Source organism: Anaeroplasma sp. (genome assembly GCF_034179385.1).
Lineage (GTDB): Bacteria > Bacillota_I > Bacilli_A > Acholeplasmatales > Anaeroplasmataceae > Anaeroplasma.
On record NZ_JAXFPY010000096.1, the window covers coordinates 1 to 25,451 of the forward strand.

Genomic DNA, 25,451 nt, shown 5'->3' on the forward strand with positions numbered 1-25,451 from the left:
ATATCAAATACACCATCCTTATGATGAATATCCTTAAAATGCTGAATACATGCATCCTTTATGGATATTTCTCTAAAATCTGCACCATAGGATTGAATCAAAGTCTTAGAATTATTATAGGTTCTACCACTCGTGCCAAAGCCAGGCATAGTAATTGCAATAACATTCTTTTTATCTAAATTTAAGATGTTGCATACTCTCATAGTAATTAAGAAGGCAAGGGTAGAATCTGCACCACCAGATATACCAATAACCATCTTAGAATTACCTAAATGCTTTACTCTTTTTGCTAAAGCATAGGATTGAATGTTTAAGATTTCCTCTAAGCCTTCCTTTGTATGAGATAGGAATGGCTTTTTATTATATACTCTTAATAATTCATTCTTATGTGTTGCAAGACTAAAATAGGTTTTTGGAAAAGTAATACCAAAATCCATTTTTTCATAGGAATTTTGTTTTACTCTATCATTTTTTATTTTTTGAATATCAACATCCTGGAATATCATATTCGATTCAAATTTAAATCTTTCATTTTCTACCATAGTTCCGTCTGGTTCTGCAATAAGTGCATGACCAGAGAATAAAATATCTGAGGTAGATTCACTAATTCCACTAGATGCATATACATATGCAGATAATGTTTTTGCTGCCTGCATGGAAACTAATTTTCTTCTATAGGATACCTTACCTATCGTTTCATTTGAGCTAGATAAATTAAAGATAATTGTAGCACCGTTTAAGGATGTGAAATTCGATGGCGTATTCGCCACCCATAAATCCTCACAAATATCTATTGCATAGGATACATCATAATTATCGCATTGATAGCATAGCATATTGGATATTTTAACATTCTCACCGAAAAGATTAATTTCATTAACCTTTAAATCATTTGCAGATTTAAACCATCTTGCTTCATAGAATTCATTATAATTAGGGATATAGGTTTTAGGTGTAATACCTATAATACTTCCCTTATAGAAGGATAATGCGCAATTATATAATGAATGAAATACCTTAATTGGAGCACCTACAATAAATACTAAGGAGGAATTTTTTGAATACTCCTTTAGCATTTCTATTGCCTTTAATACTCCTTGATATAAATCATCATTTAAAAACATATCCTGTGCTGTATAGCCAGTTAAGGATAATTCTGGTGTAGTTACAATTTCTACACCCTTTTCCTCTGCAATTTTTAAGTTTCTTATGATTTCTAATGCATTCCAGATAGGATCACATAAATGTATTTCATTTACAATTGCACCAACTCTGATATAACCATATTCCTTTAGCATTATTCCACCTCCAATAAATATTTTCTTAGCCCATCAAAATATTTATGAATGAGAGGATTTGTATATTTTTCAAATTCCTCTTTTTTGTTCTTTCTTATAAAGGATCTTAGGGTAGTACCATTAATAGGTATAAGCTTTCTATCTACACTCATATAGGATATCTCACTATAATTCTTATACCATGTGTTTAATTTTGGCTCCTCACCATAAAGAATTAAATCTGGCATACCCAATACCTTAACTGCGTTTTCAATGACATAATCTCCCCATTTCGGTACATTTCCAACACCTAAATCCGGTAAAGGAAATATAGAAATAGAATCCTTATAAATATCATGTAACATATTATATCTTATAGAATAAGGAAAAGGATTTTCCTTTGTTCCTTCCTTATCACTTGAACCAATGAATACTAATACCTTATCACATAAGGCTAAGGCATGCTCAATTATAGATTCATGGCCAATGTGAACTCCTTGAAATCTACCTAAAACTAGTCCTAATTTATATTGCTTCATATTATATCTACCTGACACATTTTCATTGTAGCAATTGCATCCTCGTGGGATTTTTTTGTAACTCCCATACATAATCTTTCAATTACCCTTACAGGGATTTCTGGATATGCAATCTTTAAGGATAATGCATTCGATATTACACAAATATCTGTACAAAGACCAACTAAGGTAATGGATTTAACATCAATATCCTTTAATATATTTCTCCAGGTTCCACTACCAATACCAAAATTTGGTTTATTTATAATTCTATTATATTTAAAGTCCTTTAGCTCATCCACAATTTGCCAGCCCCATGTATTAAACAAACAGTGAGGAATAGGCAAATGTAATCCTTCGTTTGATTCCATATAAGATTCATCGTGTGTATCTCTTGTTAAAATGACATAAGTATCTTCCTTAAGGCTATTTAAATATTCCTTTAGGGGTATAACGATTTTTTGTGCAAGAGAAGATCCTAAGGCGCCTGTAACAAAATCATTTTGCATGTCAACAACAATTAAAACATCCATAATTATTTCTCTCTTTCAAGTCTGAATTTTACTGCATCTTGTAAATATTCAAAATACTTTTCATCATCACACATGGACTTTGTTGGCGCATCAGAAATCTTAGCTACTGGTCTACCATTTACATATTGTAGCTTAATTACGATATTTAAGGCATCAACCTTTGTATCGTTTGTTACAAAGGTACCAATACCAAAGGATACCCTACATTTATCCTTGAAATATTCATAAATTTCCTGTGCCTTATCAAAATTTAAGGAATCCGAGAATAGTAGCGTTTTTGTCTTAGGGTCTACGCCAAATTTCCTATAATGTGCTAACATCTTTTCTCCCCATACATATGGATCTCCACTATCGTGTCTTACACCACTATAGTTATTTACCATAGATCTATTGAAATCCTTTAGGAATAAATCTGTAGTAACGGTATCTGTAAGGGCTGTACCATTATCTCCTTCATATTCTGTATACCAATCCTTCATTGCATAATAATTTGTATATGCTAAAGGTATAGAATCAATTCCTTGGAACATTTGAACATATTCATGTGCATAGGTTCCAATTGGAGTTAAATTATATTTATATGCATAATATACATTGGATGTACCAACCATATTCTTTGTTTTATCCTTTAATTCCTTTAAGGCATAACCCTCAAATTCCTTAGATAATCTTCTTCTACAACCAAATTCAGCCCATTTGAAGGTGTATTTGCCTGTGTTAAAGAATTCAATCTTCTTTGCTAATCTTTCCTTAGCAGAAGCTAATAATTCATTGTAATCATATTGAAATCTAAAATATACCTCATTAATAATTTCTAAAAGATAGATTTCAAATTGCATTGCACTAAATAATGGACCAGAGACAATAAGCTTTAAAGTACCATTATCTAAACTTGTAGTTACATAATCACGGATAGGATGCCATAATCTTAAGAATTCAACATAGTCATTTTTAATAAAACGAATGCTTCTTAAATAATTAAGCTCATCCTCTTTAAATGTTAGCTTACATAGATAATCAATTTGCTCATTGATTTCATCTAGCATTTCTTTTGTAAACACTACTTCTTCATTTCTACATTTAAAATGATAAACTCCATTTAAATTGGTATGCTTATGGAAAATAACCTGATTCATATTAAATTTATATAAGTCTGTATCTAATAATGATGTAACAATCGGTTCTAGCTTCATAGTATTTTCTCCTCGTATTTATTTATTATAAAAACTGAATAGTTCTTTTTTCAATAAGTAAGTGTTTGTAATAACCTTTTTATTCTTCCAATGTGGCGGAAATAAAGCTAAATAGGAAGAATAGGTAAATCTTTCATCCATCAATATGGCAATACCCTTATCCATCTTATCTCTTATAACTCTACCTACGGCCTGAATGACCTTAGTAAAGCCTGGGTATTGGTATGCATATTCAAAGCCTTTACCATATTCTAATTGGAAATGATCCTTCAAAATATCATTTTCACTACATACCATAGGAAGTCCTACTCCTACAACAATAACTCCATTTAGTGCATCTCCAATTAAATCGATTCCCTCACTGAAGGCTCCACCCATTACAAAGAATCCAAATTTGGTATTCTTTGTATTTTTAAATTTATCTATAATCTCATTCTTTTCCTTATCCTTCATTGAATTCTTTTGAATAATAATTTCATAATCTGAATCATTTATAGAATCGATTACCATATTCATATATTGGTAGGATGGAAAGAATACAATATAATTTCCTGGCTTAACACTTGCAATAGAATCTATAGTTTCTATGATTTCATCAACGGTATTGATTCTATTTTTATATTTTGTAGATATTTTATTATTTATAATGATATCTAAATTCAAAGGATCAAAGGGGCTTTGTAATTCTATATATTTCCCTTCTCCATGGGTAATTAAATTCGAATGGTATTCTAAAGGATATAGGGTTGCAGAAAAGAATACAATTCCATGCATGGAAGATTTTATTGTTTCTAATATATATTTTGATGCGTCTAAGCAATAATATTCTATAGATATAATATCATCATCAAGCTTAATAATTGTTTTATGATTTTCCCCATAAATATCTGCAACATTTAAAAAGCTTAATATTTTATAATATATCTCTATTGCATCATCCTTATTCTTTATCTTTTTATTCTCCTTAAAGCATTCATCACATTTATTCGATAAATTCTTTAGGAAGGTGTTAAAATCTAAATCCATTGTATTTTGACAAATTAAAGCATTCTCTGTTAATAAATCCATATATTTTTCTAATGCTTCAATCGATTTATTCGCATCACTTCTTATACTAGGCTTTAAGCCGGTTAGGCTTCTTCTTAAAATCCTTAAATCCTCTGTTGTAATTTTTGCTGAATACATATCCTTAGATCTTTGAATTAAATTATGTGCCTCATCGACTAAAATTTTAGGATTATAGGTATCATCATCAAAATATCTTATTAAATGTGCATGTGGATCAAAACCATAATTATAATCCGCAATAATTACATCACAAAAATAAGATAAATATAATGAGAATTCAAATGCACATATATTATGCTTATTGGCTATTTTTAATATGGTATCCATATCATAAATATCATATTCATCAAAGATTTCTATAGTAGCATCCTTTAGTCTATCAAAATAGCCTAATGCGAATGGACACTCCTCAGGTGTACAGCTTTTACTTCCCTTATTGCATATTTTATTCTTAGCTGTAATATCGATAGTTTTAATCTTTAATCCATTTTTCGATAATAATTTAATTGCATCTAGTGGTGCATTTTTACCTGATCCCTTCGCTGTTAAATAGAATAATTTATCATTCTTTTTTAACGCTTTTAATCCAGAAAACATAGTAGCCATCGTTTTACCTATTCCTGTTGGCGCAATAGCATATAGAATGTCTTCATTATTTAAAGTATCATATACAGCCTTCATTAATTCCTTTTGGCCATGTCTTTTTTCTTTAAAAGGAAATTCCATTTCCTCTATCGTTTTTTCTTTTATGCTTTCTGCATGATTCATCATTTTTATGAAGCGAATATATTCTTCTAATACCTTAAAGAAGAAATTTTCTAATTCTTCTTGACGAATTAAGGAATCAAAGCTTTTGGTTTCATAATCAACAATAGATATATAAGTTAATCTTATATGCATTAATTCCATATTGTTTTGTATAGAATATAAATAAGCATAAAGCTTTAGCTGAGCTAAATGCTCCTTATGATATTCCTCTGTAATGAAATCTAAATCCTCTGCAGTGGATTTAATTTCTTCTATTATTTTTTCACCATGAATATCTAATACTCCATCCATAAAGCCATGAAGTAGATATTCCTCTTGCATATAAGTAATCTTTTCCTTTATATACACCTCAGAAATAGAATTCTCGTTATATTTACTTTGAAGATAATCATGGCATTTCGTGCCCATTCTTAAATCCTTGTTGGAGAAATATTCATTTGTAAGATTACCACTTGCGCAAATAAAATAAGCAAGCTCCTTAATAGCAATTTTGTGCATGAATCGTCACTCCTATAGTTAATTTCTATTATAATAGAAAAAAACTTTTTAATCTATAAAGAAATACGTTATCGCAAACACTTTCATTAAAATAAAAACACCAAAGCATTTTTTTACTTAGTGTTCATTTTTATATTGACTTTAATATTGTTTGAATAAAAATCAACTGTTGGTTGTTTTTAATTGTATGTTAGATAGTAACGAAATGGAATAAAGTTACCTCAAAAAAATCAAGTGTAACATAACACTTGATCTTATAATACTTTATTTTGTTTTGAATATTTAAATCTAAGAAAAACTATCTTTGTTTCATAAATCTTAAAAACCAAAATGTAATTGTTAATCATAGCATGTCTAATATTTTCATCATTAATATAATAATATTTACAATCAGGATATGCCTTTGGAAACATACAAATATTATAAATGCTTTTTTCGATAGCTTTCATCAAATCTACTGCTGCTTTTTTATTGCAAAGGTTATTTGTAATATAATTTAATGTTTCATCAATGTCATTAATAGCTAATTTTGTAAATTCATAATTACAAATCATATTTAGCTTTTAACTCCTTTAATACACATGGACCATCTTTTAATTTGCCTTCTTCTAAATTTGTAAGACCATTAAGTATAGATTCATACATTTCAATTCTTTCTAATTTTTCTTCATATGTTTTTATACTCATAATAACCATATCACCATACCCATTTTTAGTAATAAAAATTGGTTCATTGCTTTCCTTACATAAATCTGATATTTTATTTGTATCTCTTAAATCTTTTATTGGAATTATTTGCATAACAGTACCTTCTTTCTTTGACATAATTATAGCATAATTATGTTTATTTTTTCAACATTATTCGTATAATATTTGTGTTTCCTAATTTTTTAATTCATGTAAAAAAATGCCAAAATTATGCCATTCTAAAGGGAACATGCATTACAGTAAATAAATCCCTTTTTCGAGGTTTTCTTTTGAGATATAATTGATTGAAATATCATATGAAAGAAAAAAGAACAGATTTGTGTTATTAATAAAATAAGCTGAAAAAATTTTGAAAACTACGGTTTTCCTTTTAAGTATGCCCAAAATTGGGTATTTTTTTATTATTTAAGTCTTTGGGCAAAAAGAAAAGAGCTGTAAGCTCTAAATCTCATTGCTGAAATTTATTTTTTTACAGCCCCTAATTCTTATTCATTTACTTCTGGATTCTCATTAAGTACTTCAGTTACTACATCTTCTTTATTTTCTATTTCTTCTAATTCTTCATCTTCCTTTTCTACAACGGCAATTGTAGAAATAGCTTGATTGTCACGAATAGAAATTAATTTAACACCCTGAGTTGCACGTTTTGTTTGAGAAATAGTATCACAGTGCATACGAATGACTACACCTCTATCGGTTGTGATGATTAAGTCGTCATCCTCTGTTACACCTGCAAGACAAACTAAATTACCGTTCTTTTCGGTTACGTTCATAGTCTTAACACCAGAACCACCTCTACCCTGTAATCTATATTCATCTGCAGCGGTTCTCTTACCATACCCCTTCTTTGATACAACTAAAATAGAATCCTCTTCAGATTTTACGATAGCACAGCCTACAATTTCATCTTCCTCACCTAGAAGCATACCACGTACACCAGCACCACTTCTACCAATGGATCTGATTTCTTCTGCAGCAAATCGTATTGCCTTACCATTCGATGCACCAAGCACGATGGATTCATTCCCCTTAATTAGATAAACTCTAAATAATTCATCGTGCTCGTCTAAGGTAATTGCGATAATACCTGTAGAACGAATATTTGCAAATTCCTTCATTTGTGTTCTCTTTACTGTACCACGCTTTGTAACGAAGAATAGATATAAATCATCATTAATTTCTTCTACCTGCGTAATGGTTTGAACATGCTCATTCTCCTGGAGTGGTAATAAATTTACAATAGGAGTACCCTTTGCTGTTCTAGAACCCTCTGGGATATTATAGGCCTTCATGGAATATACTCTACCCTTATTTGTAAAGAACATCAAATAATTATGAGTAAATGTAGGAATAATCATATTAACATCATCATCGGCATGAGTTTTCATACCAGATACACCAACACCACCTCTAGATTGAGCACGGTATTCACTTTGCTTCATTCTCTTTACATAACCCTTGGTTGTTAATGTAATGATAACATCTTCCTTTTCAATTAAATCCTCATTAGAAATATTCAATGCTGTATTAAGGGCAAGCTCACTTATTCTTTGATCTGCATATTTATTTTTAATTTCTTCCATTTCAGATATTAATAATTCATTCTTCTTTTCAGGTGATGCTAGAATTTCTCTATATTCATCTGCAGCCTTTAATAAGCTATCACGCTCTTCTTTAAGCTTAGTGTAGTTAAGACCTGAAATTCTTTGAAGCCTCATATCTAAGATAGCCTGTGCTTGTGCATCATCTAAATTGAACCTGTTCATTAATTTTTCTTTTTCTGTACCATCCTTGGTATTTCTAATTAAATGAATAACCTCATCAATATTATCCTGTGCAATTAATAAACCATCTAGAATATGAATTCTATCTAATGCCTTATCTAAATCGTATTGTGTTCTTCTTGTAATAACATTTAATTGATGCTTTAAATATACATCTAATGCATCATGTAATGTAATATTTACAGGTCTGTTATCTACAATACATACCATATTCATACCATAGGAGGATTGAAGTGGTGTGTATTTATATAGCATATTTAAGATAACCTCTGGGTTTACATCTCTTCTAAGCTCAATGACAATTCTTAAGCCTGCCATAGAGGATTCATCTCTTAAATCGATAATTCCATCGATAATTTTATCCTTAGCAACCTCGGCAATTCTTTGAACAATTCTTGTTTTATTAATTCCATAAGGAATCTCTGTAACAACAATTTCAGCCTTGCCATTATCGAATGTATCAATATGAGCTTTAGAACGAATTGTAATCGAACCTAAGCCCTTTGTATAAGCATCAATTAAGCCTTCCTTACCTAAAATTAATCCACCTGTAGGGAAATCTGGACCCTTTACATATTCCATTAATTCTAAGCTTGTTAATTCAGGATTTCTTATTAATGCAATGCATCCATCAATAACCTCACCTAAATTGTGTGGTGGAATATTTGTTGCCATACCTACAGCGATACCTGTTGTACCATTGACAAGTAGGTTTGGAAATCTTGCAGGAAGTAATACTGGCTCAATTTCAGTTGCATCGTAGTTTTCAGCAAAATCCACAGTGTTCTTATCGATATCTCTTAGCATTTCCATAGCAATTTTTGATAATCTTGCCTCAGTATAACGCATGGCTGCAGCACCATCACCATCGATGTTACCAAAGTTACCATGTCCATCAACTAAAGGATATCTATAGCTAAAATCCTGTGCCATACGTACCATAGCTTCATAAATAGATGAGTCACCATGTGGGTGATACTTACCCATTACATCACCGACGATACGAGCAGATTTTTTATGCTGTACATTAGAAAATATTTTAAGCTCATTCATTCCATATAGAATTCTTCTTTGAACGGGCTTTAATCCATCTCTTGCATCGGGTAATGCTCTTGCGATGATAACACTCATCGCATAATTTAAGAAGGATTTCTTCATTTTAGAATTCACATCTAACAATTCAACGGCTTCATCTTTTCTTTCCTCAAGAGCCTTTTCAAATTCAATATCTTTTTCATTCATAGCCATTTTGAATCACCATCCTTAAATATCCAAGTTGTCTGCAAAATGGGCATTTTCTTGAATGAATACCTTACGTGGATCAACCTCTTCACCCATTAATTCTTCAAATATTCTATCTGCTTCTACAGCATCCTCTAAATGTACTCTTACTAAGGTTCTATATCTTGGGTCCATCGTTGTATCCCATAATTGCTCAGCATCCATTTCACCTAGACCTTTGTATCTTTGTACATCATATTTCTTGCCTTGATATTTTGTCTTCTTTAATGTCTCTAAATCTTCATCAGAATATACATAATCCATTTGTTTTGCATATTGAATTCTATATAGTGGTGGTTTAGCTACATAAATATATCCAGCCTCAATTAAGCCCTTCATAAAGCGATGGAAGAAGGTTAATAATAAAATACAAATATGCTCACCGTCGACATCGGCATCGCTCATAATAATAATCTTATGATATCTCGCCTTAGTAATATCAAATTCCTCACCAATACCTGTACCAATCGCACGAATCATTGTTTGGATTTCTTGATTTTCTAAAGCTCTTGCAAGCTGTACCTTTTGAACATTTAAAACTTTACCACGAAGTGGTAGAATTGCTTGGTAATTTGAGTTTCTACCCGATTTTGCAGAACCTCCCGCAGAATCTCCCTCGACCAAATACATTTCGCATTTTTCAGGGTCCTTACATCTACAATCCGCAAGCTTTGAGGATAGCATTAAATTATCTAAAGGCGATTTTCTTCTTGTTGCTTCTCTTGCCTTTCTTGCATTAATTCTTGCACGAGATGCAAGTAGGCACTTTTCAATAATCGTCTTTGCATCCGCTGGATGCTCTGCCATATATCTTTCTAGAGTTTCACCCCAAGCCTTTGAAACTAATCCTCTTACCTCAGGGTTACCAAGCTTTGCCTTTGTTTGTCCTTCAAATTCTGGGTTTGGATGCTTAATAGAAATAACTGCAACAATACCCTCTAAAGTATCCTCTCTTGTTAATTCTTCATCCTTCTTTAGCATCTTATTATCTTCTGCATATTTCTTTAATACTCTTGCTAAGGCCATCTTGAAGCCCTCTTCATGATGTCCTCCTTCATGTGTATTAACATTATTAACAAAGGAATAAATTGTCGTATTATAGGATTCATTATATTGCATTGCAATTTCAATAATAACATCTCTTGTAACTTCATTACCCTCGCTATTTAATTCCTTATAAGAACCGATAGAATTATTATAAATAATATCCTTATTTAGGGTTGTCTTTTGACCAGTTAGGAAGGTTACATATTCCTTTACACCACCCTCGTAATGATACGTATTGGAAATAATATTAGAACTATCTCTTCTATCCTCAACCGTAATCGTTAAAATACTGTTTAGATATGCAGTTTCCTGCATTCTCTTTCTTATCGTTTCATAATTGAATACAAGAGTTTCATGGAACATTTCATAATCTGGCTTAAATGTAACAATAGTACCTGTATGATCTGATGTATCATGCTCATATAAATCCTCTACAACAAGACCACGCTCAAATCTTTCTGTATATTGCTTTCCATTACGCATTACAGTTACTTCTAGCCATTCGGATAATGCATTAACTACAGATGCACCTACACCATGTAATCCACCAGATACCTTGTATGCACCATCATCAAATTTACCACCTGCATGAAGAACTGTAAAAATAGCCTCTAGTGCTGGTCTTTTTGTTTCTGGGTGAATATCAATAGGCATACCACGTCCATCATCAGTAACCTGAATTACATTATCTGGTAGTATTTCAACCTTAATATGAGATGCATAGCCAGCTAGTGCCTCATCTACAGAGTTATCTGCAATTTCCCAAACTAAATGATGTAATCCAGTTTCACCAGTAGAACCAATATACATACCTGGTCTTTCTCTTACTGGCTCTAGGCCCTTTAGAATCTTGATTTTATCCGCACCATAGTTTTCACTATTTGGATTATCACCAGTTAATTCTTCAATTTCTTTTTTAACATTGTTTTCTTCCATGTTATCTCTCCTTTTTTTCTAATCTAATAACTAAAGCATTTTTTAATAGCTCATCAGGTATTTCTAAAACGGATGTCGTAGTAATAAATGCTTGATAGGAATTATGAATATAACCAACAAGCTTTTCTATTCTTGTTTTATCTAATGCCGCAAATACATCATCTAAAAGTAAGATAACATCCTTTTTACTTACTTCCTTGATATATTCCATTAAGGCTAATTTTATTGCAATACAAATCAATCTCGATTGACCCTCAGATGCATATTCTTTTGCATCTAATTGATTCATTTCAATAATAAATTCATCTCTATGGGATCCAATACCTGTAGATTTCATAAATAAATCGCTTTTTTCGTGTTTTTTTATAGAATCCAATACATCGTTAGGATTATAAGTAGATTTATAAATTAAACGAATATTTTCACTATTTAAATTTAAAGTAATATCCTTTAATAATTCATTCATTCTATCTAAGAATAAAATTCTTCTATTATAAATTGCTTTTATATATTCACTTAATCTTTCATTTATGACATTTAACAAATTAAAATCAATAGTATTTTGCTTTAGAATTTCATTTCTTTCCGCAAGTATTTTTCTATATGCATTTAAATTTCTTAAATAAATTTTATCTAATAAGGATATTTCTATATCTAGGAATCTTCTTTTATCTAGCTTAGAGCCCTTAATTAAACTTATATCATCTGGTGAATATAAAACCTCAGGAAGATTACCTACAAAATCACTTATTTTTTTAATTTCATTTTTATTAATAAATAAGCTTTTGGAATCCTTAGATATAACATATTTAAATTGCTTATCCCCTTTCACTTCAACAATACTAAAGGGATCGTCCTTACGTATTAAGGTAGATAAATCATTCGTTCTATGACTTTTACCTGTTGAGCATAAATAAAGAGCCTCTAAAATAGAAGTTTTTCCTGTGGCATTTTTTCCACTAAGGATAACTAATGGATTAGAAACATCTAGGTCTAGGGAATCAAATAATCGAAAGCTCTTTAGCTTTATTTTAGATATCATACAATTTTGTATTCTTCTTTATCAATTAAAATGATATCTCCTACCCTAAGCTTCCTACCTCTTCTATTTTCTTCTTCGCCATTGACAAATACCTTATTCTCTAAAAGAAAATATTTTGCCTGCCCTCCAGAAGAAATATAATTTTCCATTTTAAGAAGCTGCTGCAGCTCTATATATTCTGTTTTTATGCTAACATTTTTCATAATTTCTACCTTTTCTTTCTATATGATTATATCATATAGGTAAAAATTTTTCAAGAAATTTGGCTTATTTTTGATTTTTTTATTTTGTGAGGTAAATATTAAGTAAAATAACAAAAATTCATTTATAGTTAAAAATATAACGATTTTAAGGATATATTTTAGAAAAATAAAAAGAAAACAAGAAAAAAAGACACCCGAAGGTGTCTAAATTATTCCATATTTACTGGTAAGATTAGTTGTGTTAGATTTGCATCTCTATCGCCACGAATGATAAATGGACGAATCGCTCCAGATAGATTTAAGGATACCTCAGTTGAAATGAAGCTTCTTAAAGCTTCAATTAAATATCTACTCGAGAATCCAATGGTAATAGGATTTGTTGAATCTATAGATGTAGGAATTAATTCTTCCTTAGCATCACCTACAGATGCGTTTGTTGTAGATATTTCGATGATTCTATCCTTTTTGATAGAAAGCTTGATAATAGAATATGTGATTTCTCTATCCGATGCCTTATCTCTAGGAGATAATAAGGATACTCTTTCTACAGCCTCAACAAGCTCATCCTTGTTGAATTTTAAAACGATTGGGAAATCCGCTGGAATTAATCTTGATGTATCCGGATAATTACCATCTAATAATCTTGTTTGGAAAGAAATATTCTTAAATGAAACTAATAATTTGTTTGTTCCAAAATATAATGTAATTCTTTCAGAGTATTGGTCGATCGTCTTTAATAATTCATCAAAGCTCTTATTAGGCACTGTAATGTTGAAATCCTTATATTCAGGATCAATAGATACTACCTTTTGGCTTAATCTAAAGGAATCGGTAGCAGTAGCAATTAATTTACCACCCAAGTTCTTTAAATTAACACCAGTTAATATAGGCTTCTTTTCACTTGTTGCAGTAGCAAAGACCGTTTCTTTAATAACTCCCTTTAATACATCTGCATCAATTGTTAATGGATTTTCATGTAATACGAAATCAATCTTTGGATAATCTACAGCATCCATAATCTGTAGCTTATATTCACCACGGTCTGCCTTAATAACTAAAACCTTGTCATCCGATACATATAGATTTATTTTTTTGGAATTAATCTTACGAATGATATCAATAAATACCTTTCCTGGTACTACAGTTTGACCAGGCTCTTGGATATTTAAGGATTGATCGTTAATAACAACCTCAACGCTGATATCCGAATTCGAAGAAGTCATATATAAATCTGTATCTGTAGCATAAAGCTTAATTCCTGTTAATATAGGCATAGGGCTTCTTACGGGTAAGCCTCTTGCGATAGTGTTTAAATTTTCAAGTAAGATTTCGCGGTCAATTGAAATGTTCATATTGGTCTCCTCGTAAAAATGTATTTATGTTTTATATAATAATTATAATAATGTAATGTGGGTTTGTGGAAAACTCTAAAAACCCTTATATAATCAAGATTTATTATACCATAAGGAATGTGGAAAATGAAGAATTATCCACCAATCTTTTTTAAAACAGTTTCTATAGCAAGCCTTAATTCCTTGTTTTCATTGATATCCTTTTCTATTTTTGCAACACCACTCATTACAGAGGTATGATGACATGAGAAAATGGCTGCAATTTGCTGATAGGTAAGGTCATACTTACTTTTCAAAACATACATTGATATATGACGTGGAGTAACATATTTTTCTTGTCTAGATTTACCTAGCATATCCGCTTGTGGTATTTGATACATATCTGCAACTACAGATAATGCATTTTCGTAATTATTATCCTCTTTAGGCTTTTTAACCTTAATTAGAATTTGAAGCTCATCTTTAGCAAATTGTAATGTAGGCTCTGTATTAAATAGCTCAGACATACGAATAACTCTATTTAATGCGCCCTCAAGATCTCTAACGTTATCGGTAAAGTTTTCAGCAATAAAGGTTAAAACATCATCATGAATCGTTTTAGATGTCATTTCCTCTGCTTTTTTCTTTAAAATAGATACTCTTTGGTTAAAATCTGGTTGATTAATATCAACGACAATTCCCATTTGAAATCTAGAGGTTAAACGATCCATAAATCCATTAAGCTTAGATGCTGGTCTATCGGATGTTATGACCACTTGTTTTTTATTGTTGATCATTTCATTAAATAAATTAAAGAATTGTTCCTGTGTAGAATTCTTTTTTTCAAGCATTTGAATATCATCAACTAATAAACAATCGATATTTGAGTATTTCTTTTCAAATTCTTGGAAATTATTATTCGCACAAGCCTTTGTGTAATCAGAAAAATATTCCTGTGCCTGAATATATAGAATTTTAAATTCAATGTGCATTTCTGAAATGAAATTACCAATCGCCTGCATTAGATGGGTCTTACCTAGTCCTACGGAACCAAATATATATAAAGGATTTACAAAGAATCCTGGGGTTTCAGCAACCTTAGTTGCGGTCAACCAGCTTCTTTTATTTGATTCTCCTACGACAAAGGATTCAAAGGTATAATTTAAATTTAAATTGTTTACGGATATTTTTGGTGTATCGGCAGAATCTTGCTTCTTTTCTACAATTTCATTTTCCAAAACAAATTTAAATTTTACCTGTCTTGTGGTAATTTTTCTCAATATGCTTTGAATATTTGGATAGTAAACCTGATTGATTTTAAATTTGGTTACCGAATTCGGACAAACAATGTATATGAGCCCATTTTCTTCCTTCGCTGTACGTCTAACATTTTCAAAAGTCTCCTCAAAGGTAGAAGGTGCTAGTATATTTTTTAGTTCGTCTCTAACGGAATTCCATAATGCTTGGTATTCCTGCATAGTATCACCTGCTATTCTCGGCTATTAGTGTATCATAAAACAAGGGCATTTCAATAAAAAGTTATTCACAAAAAATGTGGAAAACTCTATAGGTTGTTTCATATCATAAATAGTAAAATGTGGAAAACTTTTTTTAAATATTTATTTTAGGTAAGCCATTTTTTAAAATTATATACTTATACACAAAAAAATTAAAATGTGGAAAAATTATCCACAATTACATCACATTTTCATAAAAAAAAGTAATGGAATATTTTAAAGGTATAAAAAAATAAATAATTGTTGACATCATAGGTGTATTTTGATAGAATGAGATAGCATGGTTTCTTAAAGAAAGGCAGGTAAATGAGATGAAAAGAACTTATCAACCTAATAAAAGAAAAAGAAAAGTAACTCATGGTTTCCGCGCTAGAATGGCAACTAAGAATGGTAGAAAGATTTTAGCTGCTAGACGTAAAAAGGGCAGAAAACAATTAACAGTTTAATTTCATATTTTTAATAATTGACATAACTAGTACGACCAGAACAATTAATAAAATATTTTTGGTCGTATTTTTTATTGTTCATTTTGGAGATATTCTATGAAAAAACAATATCGCGTAAAAAAATCAGAAGAAATTGAAAAGATTATTAAGGAAAAGAATTATAAATCGAATCCTTATATAACCTTATATAAAAAAGAAAATACAGAAACCGGCCACTTCCGTTATGCGATTAGTGTAGGAAAGAAAATAGGTAATGCTGTTGAAAGAAACCGAATCAAAAGGCTTATAACAGCAGTTATAGATAACCTCAACATTGATTTGGATTCTTCTACAGATGTTTTTATCATTGCTAGAGTTGCAATTAAGGATTTATCCTATCTTGAACTAAGAAAGCAGTTAGAATATCTATTTAGAAAACAAAAATTAATAAAAGGAGAAAAAAATGGTTAATTTTTTCTATAGGAATAGACATAAATTAATTTTGATTGCTCTTTGTGCATTTTTGGCTATAGGTTTAACAAGCTGTAGATGGGATTCTAATGTTTGGTATCCAAAGGCATATACTTCTTATGGACAGGAATGGATTGACTTATGGGATGGTGGAAAGGGATTTTGGTTTGCCCTATGGGCATGGCCAATCAATATTCTATCATGGCCAATTGCTTGGCTTTGCTCAACAATTGGTAAAGGAATGGGGAATTCTTACTTCTTTGGTATTTTATTTACTACATTAATTGTAAGAACCTTAGCTTGGCCTATTTATTCTAAGCAGAATAGCTCATCCTTAAAGATGCAGCTAATGCAGCCTGAAATGCTAAAAATTCAAGCAAAATATGCAAACCGTAAGGATCAAAGAAGCCAGCAGATGATGCAGCAAGAAATGATGAAGCTGTATAAGAAGTATGGTATGAATCCTCTTGGTTGTATGGGTACAATGATTCTTCAGTTCCCAATATTTATGGCTATGTATGAGGTTGTTCAGAGAATTAATGCAACAACTACTGTTGTAGTGAATAATGCAGTAAGCTACACTTATTCTGGTGCTTTTGCATTAACAAATACTAAAGTATTTGGTTTATTCGAAATGAACACAAGCTTCTTCCAAGCAACAATGTGGTATGACAAGGTATTTGCTGCCGTTGTTGCCTTATTATTCATTGGTATGACTATCCTTTCTCAAAAGCTTAGTCAGCGTCCTCAGAAGTATCAAAAAACTCATCCACAAGACAAACTTAAGAAAAATGATCAAGGTAAGCAAATGCAATACATGATGATCATTATGAATGTTATGTTTGGTTTTATGGCATTATCCAATACTTCTTTAGGTATTTATTGGTTAATTGGTAGTATTTATCAGATATTCCAATCTCAGGTAGGTCGTTGGATTAATGCTTATAAGTGGGAAAAGGCTCAAAAAGCAAATAATATTATTGACTAGGTGAAAAGGTATGCAGAAAAAAATTGATTTTACTGCTCCAAGTGCTGATTTAGCAATGGAAACTGCAGTACAAAAATTACATATTGCTAGTGATAAAATTTACATTAATGTTCTTGGTGAGACTGCTGAAGGTGTTAATTGCGAGGCTTTAATTGATTTAAATCTAACTCTTGAGGGTAAAAAATACCTAGAAGGTATTTTAAAGGCTTTAGGAATTGGATACCAAATTGAGGCTAGAAGCATTAATGGCGAAGAACAAATTTATTATATGATTGATTCTTATGAGAATTCATTATTAATTGGAGTAAAGGGTAAAACTTTAGAGGCATTACAAATTTTACTTCGTAATTTGATTTCTATTTATTCTAAGGATCATGTGATTACTTCCTTAGATGTTGGTGGATATAAGTCAAATAGAGCTCGTCAGCTTGAAATTTTAGCTACAAAAACAGCAAAAGAGGTTGTAAAGACTAAGGTTGCTGTTAAGCTTCAGCATATGAATTCATATGAGCGTAGAATCATTCATGAAAAGCTTTCGGATTGGAGAGATGTATATACGGAATCTGAAGGCGAAGGCGAAAATAGAGCGATTGTTGTTAAGCCAAAAACAAAGTAATAGTGTATAGTTATAAAATTGTCAGTTTACTGACAATTTTTTCTTTCTCATTTTTCTATTTTTGTGGTAAAATATTATTATGAGAAAATTTTTAAAAATTTCTTGGATTGTATTAAGAAGTATACTTCTTTTTATATTCCTTACATTTACTACCTGTGTTATTGTAGAACATATTTCAAAGGATATTTTAGTAAATCAATTTATAAATAAGGGAGTATATCAAGAAGAACTTTCCACGGAAAAAATCAAATATTATAAAATTTCATATGATGGTAGTCCAACAATGGTTTATAATCCTGTGACACATGATTGTTATCCAGGTGGGAAGGGGGATATTCTTGTAAGTGCTGAACAGACGACAATCGCACCAATTTTAAATGAGATTATTACCTTTTATGCTGGTGGACACGCCGCATATTGTGTAGGTGATTATCAGGATTATAGCGTAAAGGTCGAGGATGATAAAACTATTGAAACTACAGAGACACTTGAAATCCATTCTGCTAAAATTTATAGTAAAGAGGATTGGATGACAAATAAGTATTTCAATACGGTAATCGGACTTAGAGTTGATATGACAGAGGAGGAATACGAGATGGTTACTTCTGTCATTATGTCCTATCTTGATGATCCCTATAATTCTACATTTTTCTTTAATACAACAAACGCAAAATACTGCTCAGATTTAATATCTAGTGGTTTTTCATACATTGGAAGAAATTTAAATAGAGATTCTTCTACTACTTCCATTTATGATTTAATTGTTTCACCAGAAACATATATATCCTATTATCATTATTTTGATGGTAATGGAGTTAAGCATATTTATTATCTTGGATAGGAGGAATAAAAATGGCATATGTAGCATTATATAGAGCCTATAGACCACAAAAATTTAGTGATGTCGTAGGACAGGAGCATATTATTAAAACACTTCAAAATGCAATAAAATTAAATAAGGTGGCACATGAATATTTATTTTGTGGTCCAAGAGGTACAGGAAAAACAACTCTAGCAAAAATTATGGCTAAGGCCATGAATTGTGAAAAAGGTCCTACAATAGAGCCTTGTTGTGAATGTGATATTTGTCAAGGAATTACTAAGGGAACAATTTCTGATGTTGTTGAAATCGATGCTGCATCGAACAATGGTGCAGATGATATTAGAGCCTTAAGGAGTACAGTAAAATTTTTACCATCTCAGGGTAAATATAAGGTATATATCATCGATGAGGTTCATATGCTATCGGAGGCGGCCTTCAATGCTCTTTTAAAGACACTAGAAGAACCACCAGCACATGTAATCTTCATTTTAGCTACAACAGAGCCTTATAAATTACCAAATACAATTCTTTCTAGATGTCAAAGATTCGATTTTCAATCGATTTCTATTGATGACATTTTAAAAAGATTAGCAATTGTAGCTAAGGAAGAAAATGTATCCATTACGGAAGAGGCAATGCATCAGATTGCAATTAGTGCCGAAGGTGGTATGAGAGATGCATTATCTTTATTTGATCAATGTATATCCTATTCACAAAATCCAGAGATTACATTAGATGATGTATTGAGTGTAAGTGGAAATATATCTTATATAAAGATTATTGAATTATTGAATGCATGCATCAGCAAGGATGAAACAAACGCAATTGTTTTATTAGATAATATTATTAAGGAAGGTAAGGAAGTACCACGAATTATTAATGATATTATCCTATTCCTAAGAGATTTATTATTATTCAAGAATAATGCAGTCTTAGAAGAAAAGCTAATGTTTAAAAATAAAGAATTTATTAATTTAGCGAATAACGTCCCTAAATCGGTTATCTATCAGTGGTTAGATATTTTAAATGACACGACAAATCAAATGAGATTTTCAACGCAAAAGCGTGCATTTATTGAGCTAGCTATATTAAAGATGAATGATAATGAGCAAAACGATATTGCATCCTTTAAATCAAGATTAGAATCTTTAGAACAAACCATTCAAATGATGAGTGAAAATAGACTTGGCCTAAGGAGCACGCAGAAGGAAAATCGCTATTCAAATATTCAAAAAATTCCTTCCAAAGAGGAATTGATGTCATATAAAAACAACACGATAGAAACATCTAAAAATGTTGTAAATACAACAAAACAAAGCATTAATAATGATATAAATAAACCAAATAGTGTTGTAAATACAACAAAAAATGAGGTAATACAAGAAAACATACAACCTCAAACTGTTGCAAATACAACAAACTTAGATGGTGTTATACCCGTTACAGTTAAAGAGGTTGAGAATGTAATTAATAATGCATCTAAGGAAAAAAGAGAAGCCTTATTAAAGATATGGCCATTAATATCTACAAGATATGATATCGTTGGAATTCAAATTCTTGTAAATGGTAAGCTTATGGCAGCAAGCGAGGATTCCTTTATTGTAGAATTAAAGGATACTTCCTTCTGCAATCGTGCAATGCAGCATGAAAATTTTGTAAAAATTATTGAAATTTTGAACGAATATGGTTTAAATATTAAAGATTACATATGTTTACCACAGCAAGCTTGGAGAAGAATTATCCAAGATTATAAGAGTAAATATAGTAAGGATAATCCAAAGCCTGTTTTAGAGGAATTCAATTTAGGAGTTGTAAGAAGAAATACGCCAAAGGCAAAGATGATAGCTCCTGAGGAAAATTTGGTGAATCAGGTTTTAGAATATTTTGATGATAATGAATTGAAAATAGTGGAGGAATAAGAAAATGAATCAACAGCAAATGATGAGATTAAGGAAAATGCAAAAACAAATGATGGAGGCTCAGGAAAAGCTTGAGTCAACGGTATTTACAGGTACTGCAGGCGGTGGAGTTGTTTCTGTAAATGTAAAGGGCTCTCACGAGGTCGTATCTATTGAAATTGATCCTGAGGCAGCTAAGGATGATTTAGAAATGGTTGAGGATATGCTTGTTTTAGCATTAAATGATGCAAATAAGAAGATTGAAGCTGAATCTCAGAAGCTACTTGGTGGCTTTGGTGGAATGGGACTTGGATTTTAATGAATAAATATCCATCCTCATTAGAAAATTTAATTGAATGCTTCTCTAAGCTTCCCTCTGTAGGTAAAAAAACTGCAGAACGCTTTGCCTTATATACATTTTTTCATATGGACGAGGTAGAACTTACGGATTTTTCTAATGCTTTGCTTAGTATAAAGAAGGATATTCATATTTGTCCATCCTGTGGAAATATGACAGAAGATAGTCTTTGTAGTATTTGTCAAGATAGCACAAGAAATCATAGACAGGTACTCGTTGTTGAAACCATTAAGGATTTAATTACCATTGAACGAGTCAATGAATTTAAGGGAATATATCATGTATTAAATGGTGCAATTTCCTTTTCTCGAGGAATAGGTATTCATGATTTAAATATAGAATCCTTAACTAAGAAGGTTAAAAATAAGGAAATTGATGAGCTTATTTTAGCAACAAACGCGACCATTGAGGGTGAAACAACCGCAAGATATCTCTATGAGCTCTATCGAAATGATGATGTTAAAATCACAAGAATTGCTCATGGTCTTCCGGTTGGTTCTGATTTATCCTATGCCGATGAAATGACAATTTTAAAGGCCTTTGAGGGTAGGAGGGAATATTAATGGAATTGGTTTTTTATAGCTTAGATAATGATAATAATAAGGTATTTTTTCGTGCGAATTATGAGAAAATAAATAATCAAATTATTTTTCCTGATAAGGCAACAGAAAATACGATGATTTATTTAACTATAAATGAGGATTCCTTACTATTTGAGCGTAAAGGAAATACCAGTATGACAATGACTTTAAAGGAAAATATAGAAACATTTGGTCATTATGAAAACTCTACTGGTCTTTTTTTTGATTTTAGTATAGTAACGAAGAAATTAATGGTTTCAGATAAACGTATTGAAATCGAGTATACATTATTCATTTTAGGCGATGTAATCGGTACGCATAAAATATGGATTACAAAGTAAGAAATCACTTGCAAATTGCAAGTCTTTTAGGTAAAATATAATAGCATTTTTATTATGGAGGCAATATTATGGAAAATATTTCGCAGATGTCATTATTAGAAGTTGCTTTAAAAATCATGGAAGAAAAGGGAGGAGTTGTAAATATTTACAACTTAATTGAAGAGGTTTTAGCATTTAAGGGTCTAGAAGATCCAGACAATATCCTTGCAACTCAGCTATATGTTGACATCACAACAAGTTCGAAATTTGTATATATGGGCGAAGACAATTGGGATTTAAAGTCTCGCCAATCCTTAGATCAATTTGATAAGGATGGAGCTTCATTCAATCCTAAGGATGGTCTAGTCGAAGAAGATGATGAAACGGATGAGGACGATCTAGACGAAGAGGAAGAGACTGACGAAGAGGATGAGGATGAAGACGAGAAGGATGAATCTGATGAGGATGAGGAATCTGAGGAAGAAGAGGAATACTTCGAGGATGAAGAATCCTATGATGAAGAGGATGAGGCCGATGAGGATGATTCCATCGACGAGAAAAAATATAACGAATATATGGATGATTACGAGGACTTATACGAATCATAATTCGATAATTTCCCACAAAATTTTGGAAATTCCCCAATTTTGTATGATAAATTAACAATATTTACTTGGTAGAATATAGTTGTCTTAGGAAAGACCAATTGTCTCTTTTGAGATATACTTTTTCATAAGCAACCTAAAACTCTCCCAATCTCTGATAAAGAACAACTTTCCTGAGTTGTTCTTTATTGCTTTTAGGGAATAAATAAATTAAAATATAAGAATAGAAAGATGGTGGAATTATGTATAAAATTGCTTTCGTAGAAGATGAAAAGAATTTATCTTCCTTAGTAGAAAAATATTTAAAAAGTGAAGGATATGAGGTATTTTTATTTCACGATGGTGAGGATGCAATTCCTCATATATCTGAAGATTTTTCCTTGTGGATTTTAGATATAATGCTACCTGGAACTATATCTGGCTATGACTTAATTAAGAATATCAGAAAGGAAAAGCCCAATATGCCTATTATTTTCACCTCTGCAAGAGATCAAGAAATTGATAAGGTTATGGGACTTGAGCTTGGTTCAGATGATTATGTTGCAAAGCCATATTCTGTTCGTGAATTAATGCTTAGAGTAAAAAATTTATTAAATAGAACCTATGCGATGAGCACGAAAAAGGATTCCAACAAGGAAGAATTTAATGGTTATGAAATTGATTATGATAAAAGAATAGTTACAGAAAATGGTGTAAATATTAATCTTACATCCAAGGAATATGATTTATTATTATTCCTATTACAAAATAAGACAAAGGCCTTCTCTAGAGATCAAATTCTAGATAATGTATGGGGTATGAATTATTTTGGCTCGGATAGAGTTGTAGATGATTTAATGAGAAGGCTTAGACAAAAAATGCCAAATCTTTCTGTTGAAACGATTTATGGCTTTGGGTATCGTTTATTAGTATGATGAAGAAATTTTCTATATCCTCACAATTATTGATCTTAGTATTTACTCTTCTATTATCTACATCGGTTCTCTTTATCATAATCACTTATTTTTCTTTGCAAAGAATCGCAACAGAACAAGCGGTAACTCGCATGTTCTCTATAAAAATAAATAATGTAATTGCGGATGATACGACAGTTGCTCTATCCGATTACCCAGATATGCCACTTTACTATATTGATTTTAAGAGAGAATATGTAGGCAAGAATGAAAATAATTATGTTGATGGCTATAAATTTTCGGAGAATGCGGATAATTTTATTACAAAAGAGGAATATGAGAGCTTCTTAAATAGTGTTTTATTTCCCCAAATGGATTCTAAATTTAATGAAGAAGAAGGAAGGGGAAATCCTAATATTAGTCCAAAGGATAATAAAGAGTCCCCTGAGAGTTTATATAAGGGCGCGAACATATATAGAACCAATTCCGGGGCTACTATATATTATTTCTTCTCTTGTAATAAGGAAAAAACCAATTATACCTTTATTTTTACGGATAATACCTTTGTTGGTGGTTTCATAAAAAGTGTAACTGTAAGAATGTTTTCAACATTCTTGGCCATATTATTTGTTGCGGTAATGTGTATTTATTATTGGAGTACAAGAGTTACTAGAAGATTAAAAAATATTCAAAATCACATTTTGGATTTACCAAAGAATAAATACGAAAAGGAATATGTGGATGACGGAGAGGATGAAATTGGTGATTTATCTAGATCCGTTGAGGAAATGAGAAAGGAAATTGGTCATAACGAAAAAACAAAACAGGAAATGCTTCAAAATTTATCTCATGATTTCAAAACTCCTATTGCAGTAATTAAATCCTATGCAGAAGCATTAGAAGATGGAATGGCCCAGGATGAGGCCATTGGTATTATTATTGAACAGGCAGATTTATTAAAGAAAAAGGTAAATCGTTTATTACAATATAATTCACTAGAATATTTAACAAAGGATAAACCTTTTGAAGAAATTAATATGACAGAGCTTGTAAATCGTGTGGTTACAAACTATAAATTTCAAACAAGCATAAACTTTAATTTGGATTTAGAAGATGATATCATCTTCATGGGGTATGAGGAAAACTGGTCAACTGTCGTTGAAAATATTATAGATAACGCAACGCGTTATGCAAAATGTGAAATTAAAATAACACTAAGAAATAATTGCTTAAGGATATATAATGATGGTGAGGCAATAGATGAGCAATTCTTAAATTCAGTATTTAGGCCATATGAAAAGGGCTCTAAGGGTCAATTTGGCTTAGGCATGTCTATTGTTAAGAAAACCATTGATTTCTTTGGAATGAATTTAAGTGTAAGAAATGAAGAGGGTGGAGGAGTATCCTTCATCATAAACAAGCTATAGGGGGGCTTATTATGGAAAAGAATTTAAAGCTTGATAAAGAGGATATTGATTCCTTTTTAGTTGAAATTGATTTAATGAGCAATTTCTTTAAGATGATGGCAGATCCTACAAGATTAAAAATACTATTATTTTTAGGTAATGAAGAGGTTTGTGTCAATGATATTGCAGCAGGAATTAATATGACAAAATCTGCAGTATCTCACCAGCTTGCATTACTTAGAACTGCAAGATTGATTAAGAATCATAAGGTTGGTAAAGAAGTCTTTTATTCCTTAGCCGATGATCATGTTAAAATCTTAATAGAAGCAGCCTTCGAGCATGTCAATGAGAGATAGCCTATTG

The 25,451-nt window shown here is 31.1% G+C and carries 26 protein-coding genes; 13 read left to right on the forward strand and 13 right to left on the reverse strand.

Annotated features, from left to right (window positions below):
- From SPJ17_RS06295 to dnaA, 13 genes are all read right to left on the reverse strand, one after another.
- Positions 1-1,298, reverse strand: a 1,298-nt coding sequence (locus SPJ17_RS06295) for a nitrilase-related carbon-nitrogen hydrolase (RefSeq protein WP_321093719.1), incomplete at its 3' end; no start/stop codon positions are given.
- Entirely contained in the window at positions 1,298-1,816 is a 519-nt protein-coding gene (locus SPJ17_RS06300) for an adenylyltransferase/cytidyltransferase family protein (protein WP_321093722.1), read from the reverse strand. The genes SPJ17_RS06295 and SPJ17_RS06300, both read right to left, overlap by 1 nt.
- Positions 1,813-2,328 carry an isochorismatase family cysteine hydrolase gene (locus SPJ17_RS06305; protein ID WP_321093725.1) on the reverse strand — a complete coding sequence of 172 codons (516 nt, stop codon included), beginning with the start codon at positions 2,326-2,328 and terminating at the stop codon, positions 1,813-1,815. Before SPJ17_RS06305 ends, SPJ17_RS06300 begins: the two co-directional genes overlap by 4 nt.
- Before the next feature lie 2 nt (positions 2,329-2,330).
- Positions 2,331-3,521: a nicotinate phosphoribosyltransferase gene (gene pncB / locus SPJ17_RS06310; protein ID WP_321093727.1), complete on the reverse strand. Its 1,191-nt coding sequence runs from the start codon at positions 3,519-3,521 to the stop codon at positions 2,331-2,333.
- An 18-nt stretch (positions 3,522-3,539) separates the two neighbouring features.
- Positions 3,540-5,855: a helicase C-terminal domain-containing protein gene (locus tag SPJ17_RS06315; RefSeq protein WP_321093728.1), complete on the reverse strand. Its 2,316-nt coding sequence runs from the start codon at positions 5,853-5,855 to the stop codon at positions 3,540-3,542.
- A gap of 254 nt (positions 5,856-6,109) precedes the next feature.
- Positions 6,110-6,409, reverse strand: a complete 300-nt coding sequence (locus SPJ17_RS06320; RefSeq protein WP_321093730.1) for a type II toxin-antitoxin system RelE/ParE family toxin — start codon at positions 6,407-6,409, stop codon at positions 6,110-6,112.
- Complete coding sequence (locus tag SPJ17_RS06325) at positions 6,399-6,656, reverse strand: type II toxin-antitoxin system Phd/YefM family antitoxin (protein WP_321093732.1); 258 nt, start codon at positions 6,654-6,656, stop codon at positions 6,399-6,401. Before SPJ17_RS06325 ends, SPJ17_RS06320 begins: the two co-directional genes overlap by 11 nt.
- Before the next feature lie 392 nt (positions 6,657-7,048).
- Entirely contained in the window at positions 7,049-9,595 is a 2,547-nt protein-coding gene (gene gyrA, locus SPJ17_RS06330; RefSeq protein ID WP_321093734.1) for a DNA gyrase subunit A, read from the reverse strand.
- Positions 9,596-9,610: 15 nt separating this feature from the next.
- Entirely contained in the window at positions 9,611-11,611 is a 2,001-nt protein-coding gene (gene gyrB, locus SPJ17_RS06335; RefSeq protein WP_321093735.1) for a DNA topoisomerase (ATP-hydrolyzing) subunit B, read from the reverse strand.
- Between the two features lies 1 nt (position 11,612).
- Positions 11,613-12,653 (reverse strand): DNA replication and repair protein RecF, encoded by a 1,041-nt coding sequence (gene recF, locus SPJ17_RS06340; RefSeq protein ID WP_321093738.1) that lies wholly within the window; start codon positions 12,651-12,653, stop codon positions 11,613-11,615.
- Positions 12,650-12,856, reverse strand: coding sequence for a S4 domain-containing protein YaaA (gene yaaA, locus SPJ17_RS06345; protein WP_321093740.1), 207 nt, complete (start codon positions 12,854-12,856; stop codon positions 12,650-12,652). The genes recF and yaaA overlap by 4 nt, the downstream gene beginning before the upstream one ends.
- Before the next feature lie 209 nt (positions 12,857-13,065).
- Positions 13,066-14,208 carry a DNA polymerase III subunit beta gene (dnaN, locus tag SPJ17_RS06350; RefSeq protein WP_321093743.1) on the reverse strand — a complete coding sequence of 381 codons (1,143 nt, stop codon included), beginning with the start codon at positions 14,206-14,208 and terminating at the stop codon, positions 13,066-13,068.
- Between the two features lie 134 nt (positions 14,209-14,342).
- Positions 14,343-15,665, reverse strand: coding sequence for a chromosomal replication initiator protein DnaA (gene dnaA / locus SPJ17_RS06355; RefSeq protein WP_321093745.1), 1,323 nt, complete (start codon positions 15,663-15,665; stop codon positions 14,343-14,345).
- A gap of 350 nt (positions 15,666-16,015) precedes the next feature.
- On the opposite strand from dnaA, the gene rpmH reads away from it, so the two are divergent.
- The 13 genes from rpmH to SPJ17_RS06420 all read left to right on the forward strand — a co-directional run bounded on the left by rpmH (position 16,016) and on the right by SPJ17_RS06420 (position 25,444).
- Positions 16,016-16,150, forward strand: a complete 135-nt coding sequence (gene rpmH / locus SPJ17_RS06360) for a 50S ribosomal protein L34 (protein WP_119016491.1) — start codon at positions 16,016-16,018, stop codon at positions 16,148-16,150.
- 96 nt (positions 16,151-16,246) lie between these two features.
- Positions 16,247-16,600, forward strand: coding sequence for a ribonuclease P protein component (gene rnpA / locus SPJ17_RS06365; RefSeq protein WP_321093753.1), 354 nt, complete (start codon positions 16,247-16,249; stop codon positions 16,598-16,600).
- A complete protein-coding gene (locus SPJ17_RS06370; RefSeq protein WP_321093755.1) occupies positions 16,593-17,588 on the forward strand; it encodes a YidC/Oxa1 family membrane protein insertase in 996 nt (331 codons plus the stop codon). Before rnpA ends, SPJ17_RS06370 begins: the two co-directional genes overlap by 8 nt.
- Positions 17,589-17,598: 10 nt before the next feature.
- Positions 17,599-18,204 (forward strand): R3H domain-containing nucleic acid-binding protein, encoded by a 606-nt coding sequence (locus tag SPJ17_RS06375; protein ID WP_321093759.1) that lies wholly within the window; start codon positions 17,599-17,601, stop codon positions 18,202-18,204.
- Positions 18,205-18,283: 79 nt separating this feature from the next.
- Complete coding sequence (locus tag SPJ17_RS06380; RefSeq protein ID WP_321093762.1) at positions 18,284-19,045, forward strand: hypothetical protein; 762 nt, start codon at positions 18,284-18,286, stop codon at positions 19,043-19,045.
- 11 nt (positions 19,046-19,056) lie between these two features.
- Positions 19,057-20,946: a DNA polymerase III subunit gamma/tau gene (gene dnaX / locus SPJ17_RS06385; RefSeq protein WP_321093766.1), complete on the forward strand. Its 1,890-nt coding sequence runs from the start codon at positions 19,057-19,059 to the stop codon at positions 20,944-20,946.
- A 4-nt stretch (positions 20,947-20,950) separates the two neighbouring features.
- Positions 20,951-21,244 carry a YbaB/EbfC family nucleoid-associated protein gene (locus SPJ17_RS06390; RefSeq protein ID WP_321093769.1) on the forward strand — a complete coding sequence of 98 codons (294 nt, stop codon included), beginning with the start codon at positions 20,951-20,953 and terminating at the stop codon, positions 21,242-21,244.
- A complete protein-coding gene (gene recR / locus SPJ17_RS06395) occupies positions 21,244-21,846 on the forward strand; it encodes a recombination mediator RecR (protein ID WP_321093772.1) in 603 nt (200 codons plus the stop codon). The genes SPJ17_RS06390 and recR overlap by 1 nt, the downstream gene beginning before the upstream one ends.
- Positions 21,846-22,205 carry a DUF1934 family protein gene (locus tag SPJ17_RS06400; protein ID WP_321093773.1) on the forward strand — a complete coding sequence of 120 codons (360 nt, stop codon included), beginning with the start codon at positions 21,846-21,848 and terminating at the stop codon, positions 22,203-22,205. The genes recR and SPJ17_RS06400 overlap by 1 nt, the downstream gene beginning before the upstream one ends.
- Before the next feature lie 68 nt (positions 22,206-22,273).
- Positions 22,274-22,792, forward strand: a complete 519-nt coding sequence (gene rpoE / locus SPJ17_RS06405; protein ID WP_321093776.1) for a DNA-directed RNA polymerase subunit delta — start codon at positions 22,274-22,276, stop codon at positions 22,790-22,792.
- 239 nt (positions 22,793-23,031) lie between these two features.
- Positions 23,032-23,703, forward strand: coding sequence for a response regulator transcription factor (locus tag SPJ17_RS06410; RefSeq protein WP_321093778.1), 672 nt, complete (start codon positions 23,032-23,034; stop codon positions 23,701-23,703).
- Positions 23,700-25,109 (forward strand): HAMP domain-containing sensor histidine kinase, encoded by a 1,410-nt coding sequence (locus SPJ17_RS06415; protein WP_321093781.1) that lies wholly within the window; start codon positions 23,700-23,702, stop codon positions 25,107-25,109. Before SPJ17_RS06410 ends, SPJ17_RS06415 begins: the two co-directional genes overlap by 4 nt.
- A gap of 11 nt (positions 25,110-25,120) precedes the next feature.
- Positions 25,121-25,444, forward strand: a complete 324-nt coding sequence (locus SPJ17_RS06420; RefSeq protein ID WP_321093783.1) for a metalloregulator ArsR/SmtB family transcription factor — start codon at positions 25,121-25,123, stop codon at positions 25,442-25,444.
- Positions 25,445-25,451 lie beyond the last annotated feature (7 nt).

Excerpts from the sequence above, each read along its gene's own strand:
- SPJ17_RS06410 (WP_321093778.1), top strand. The coding sequence starts at position 23,032 with ATGTATAAAATTGCTTTCGTAGAAGATGAAAAGAATTTATCTTCCTTA.
- SPJ17_RS06400 (WP_321093773.1), top strand. The coding sequence starts at position 21,846 with ATGGAATTGGTTTTTTATAGCTTAGATAATGATAATAATAAGGTATTT.
- SPJ17_RS06300 (WP_321093722.1), bottom strand. The coding sequence starts at position 1,816 with ATGAAGCAATATAAATTAGGACTAGTTTTAGGTAGATTTCAAGGAGTT.
- SPJ17_RS06375 (WP_321093759.1), top strand. The coding sequence starts at position 17,599 with ATGCAGAAAAAAATTGATTTTACTGCTCCAAGTGCTGATTTAGCAATG.
- dnaX (WP_321093766.1), top strand. The coding sequence starts at position 19,057 with ATGGCATATGTAGCATTATATAGAGCCTATAGACCACAAAAATTTAGT.
- SPJ17_RS06315 (WP_321093728.1), bottom strand. The coding sequence starts at position 5,855 with ATGCACAAAATTGCTATTAAGGAGCTTGCTTATTTTATTTGCGCAAGT.
- recR (WP_321093772.1), top strand. The coding sequence starts at position 21,244 with ATGAATAAATATCCATCCTCATTAGAAAATTTAATTGAATGCTTCTCT.
- SPJ17_RS06370 (WP_321093755.1), top strand. The coding sequence starts at position 16,593 with ATGGTTAATTTTTTCTATAGGAATAGACATAAATTAATTTTGATTGCT.
- SPJ17_RS06320 (WP_321093730.1), bottom strand. The coding sequence starts at position 6,409 with ATGATTTGTAATTATGAATTTACAAAATTAGCTATTAATGACATTGAT.
- SPJ17_RS06305 (WP_321093725.1), bottom strand. The coding sequence starts at position 2,328 with ATGGATGTTTTAATTGTTGTTGACATGCAAAATGATTTTGTTACAGGC.
- dnaA (WP_321093745.1), bottom strand. The coding sequence starts at position 15,665 with ATGCAGGAATACCAAGCATTATGGAATTCCGTTAGAGACGAACTAAAA.
- rpmH (WP_119016491.1), top strand. The coding sequence starts at position 16,016 with ATGAAAAGAACTTATCAACCTAATAAAAGAAAAAGAAAAGTAACTCAT.
- rpoE (WP_321093776.1), top strand. The coding sequence starts at position 22,274 with ATGGAAAATATTTCGCAGATGTCATTATTAGAAGTTGCTTTAAAAATC.
- yaaA (WP_321093740.1), bottom strand. The coding sequence starts at position 12,856 with ATGAAAAATGTTAGCATAAAAACAGAATATATAGAGCTGCAGCAGCTT.
- recF (WP_321093738.1), bottom strand. The coding sequence starts at position 12,653 with ATGATATCTAAAATAAAGCTAAAGAGCTTTCGATTATTTGATTCCCTA.
- SPJ17_RS06380 (WP_321093762.1), top strand. The coding sequence starts at position 18,284 with ATGAGAAAATTTTTAAAAATTTCTTGGATTGTATTAAGAAGTATACTT.
- SPJ17_RS06325 (WP_321093732.1), bottom strand. The coding sequence starts at position 6,656 with ATGCAAATAATTCCAATAAAAGATTTAAGAGATACAAATAAAATATCA.
- gyrB (WP_321093735.1), bottom strand. The coding sequence starts at position 11,611 with ATGGAAGAAAACAATGTTAAAAAAGAAATTGAAGAATTAACTGGTGAT.
- pncB (WP_321093727.1), bottom strand. The coding sequence starts at position 3,521 with ATGAAGCTAGAACCGATTGTTACATCATTATTAGATACAGACTTATAT.
- SPJ17_RS06420 (WP_321093783.1), top strand. The coding sequence starts at position 25,121 with ATGGAAAAGAATTTAAAGCTTGATAAAGAGGATATTGATTCCTTTTTA.
- rnpA (WP_321093753.1), top strand. The coding sequence starts at position 16,247 with ATGAAAAAACAATATCGCGTAAAAAAATCAGAAGAAATTGAAAAGATT.
- dnaN (WP_321093743.1), bottom strand. The coding sequence starts at position 14,208 with ATGAACATTTCAATTGACCGCGAAATCTTACTTGAAAATTTAAACACT.
- SPJ17_RS06390 (WP_321093769.1), top strand. The coding sequence starts at position 20,951 with ATGAATCAACAGCAAATGATGAGATTAAGGAAAATGCAAAAACAAATG.
- SPJ17_RS06415 (WP_321093781.1), top strand. The coding sequence starts at position 23,700 with ATGATGAAGAAATTTTCTATATCCTCACAATTATTGATCTTAGTATTT.
- gyrA (WP_321093734.1), bottom strand. The coding sequence starts at position 9,595 with ATGGCTATGAATGAAAAAGATATTGAATTTGAAAAGGCTCTTGAGGAA.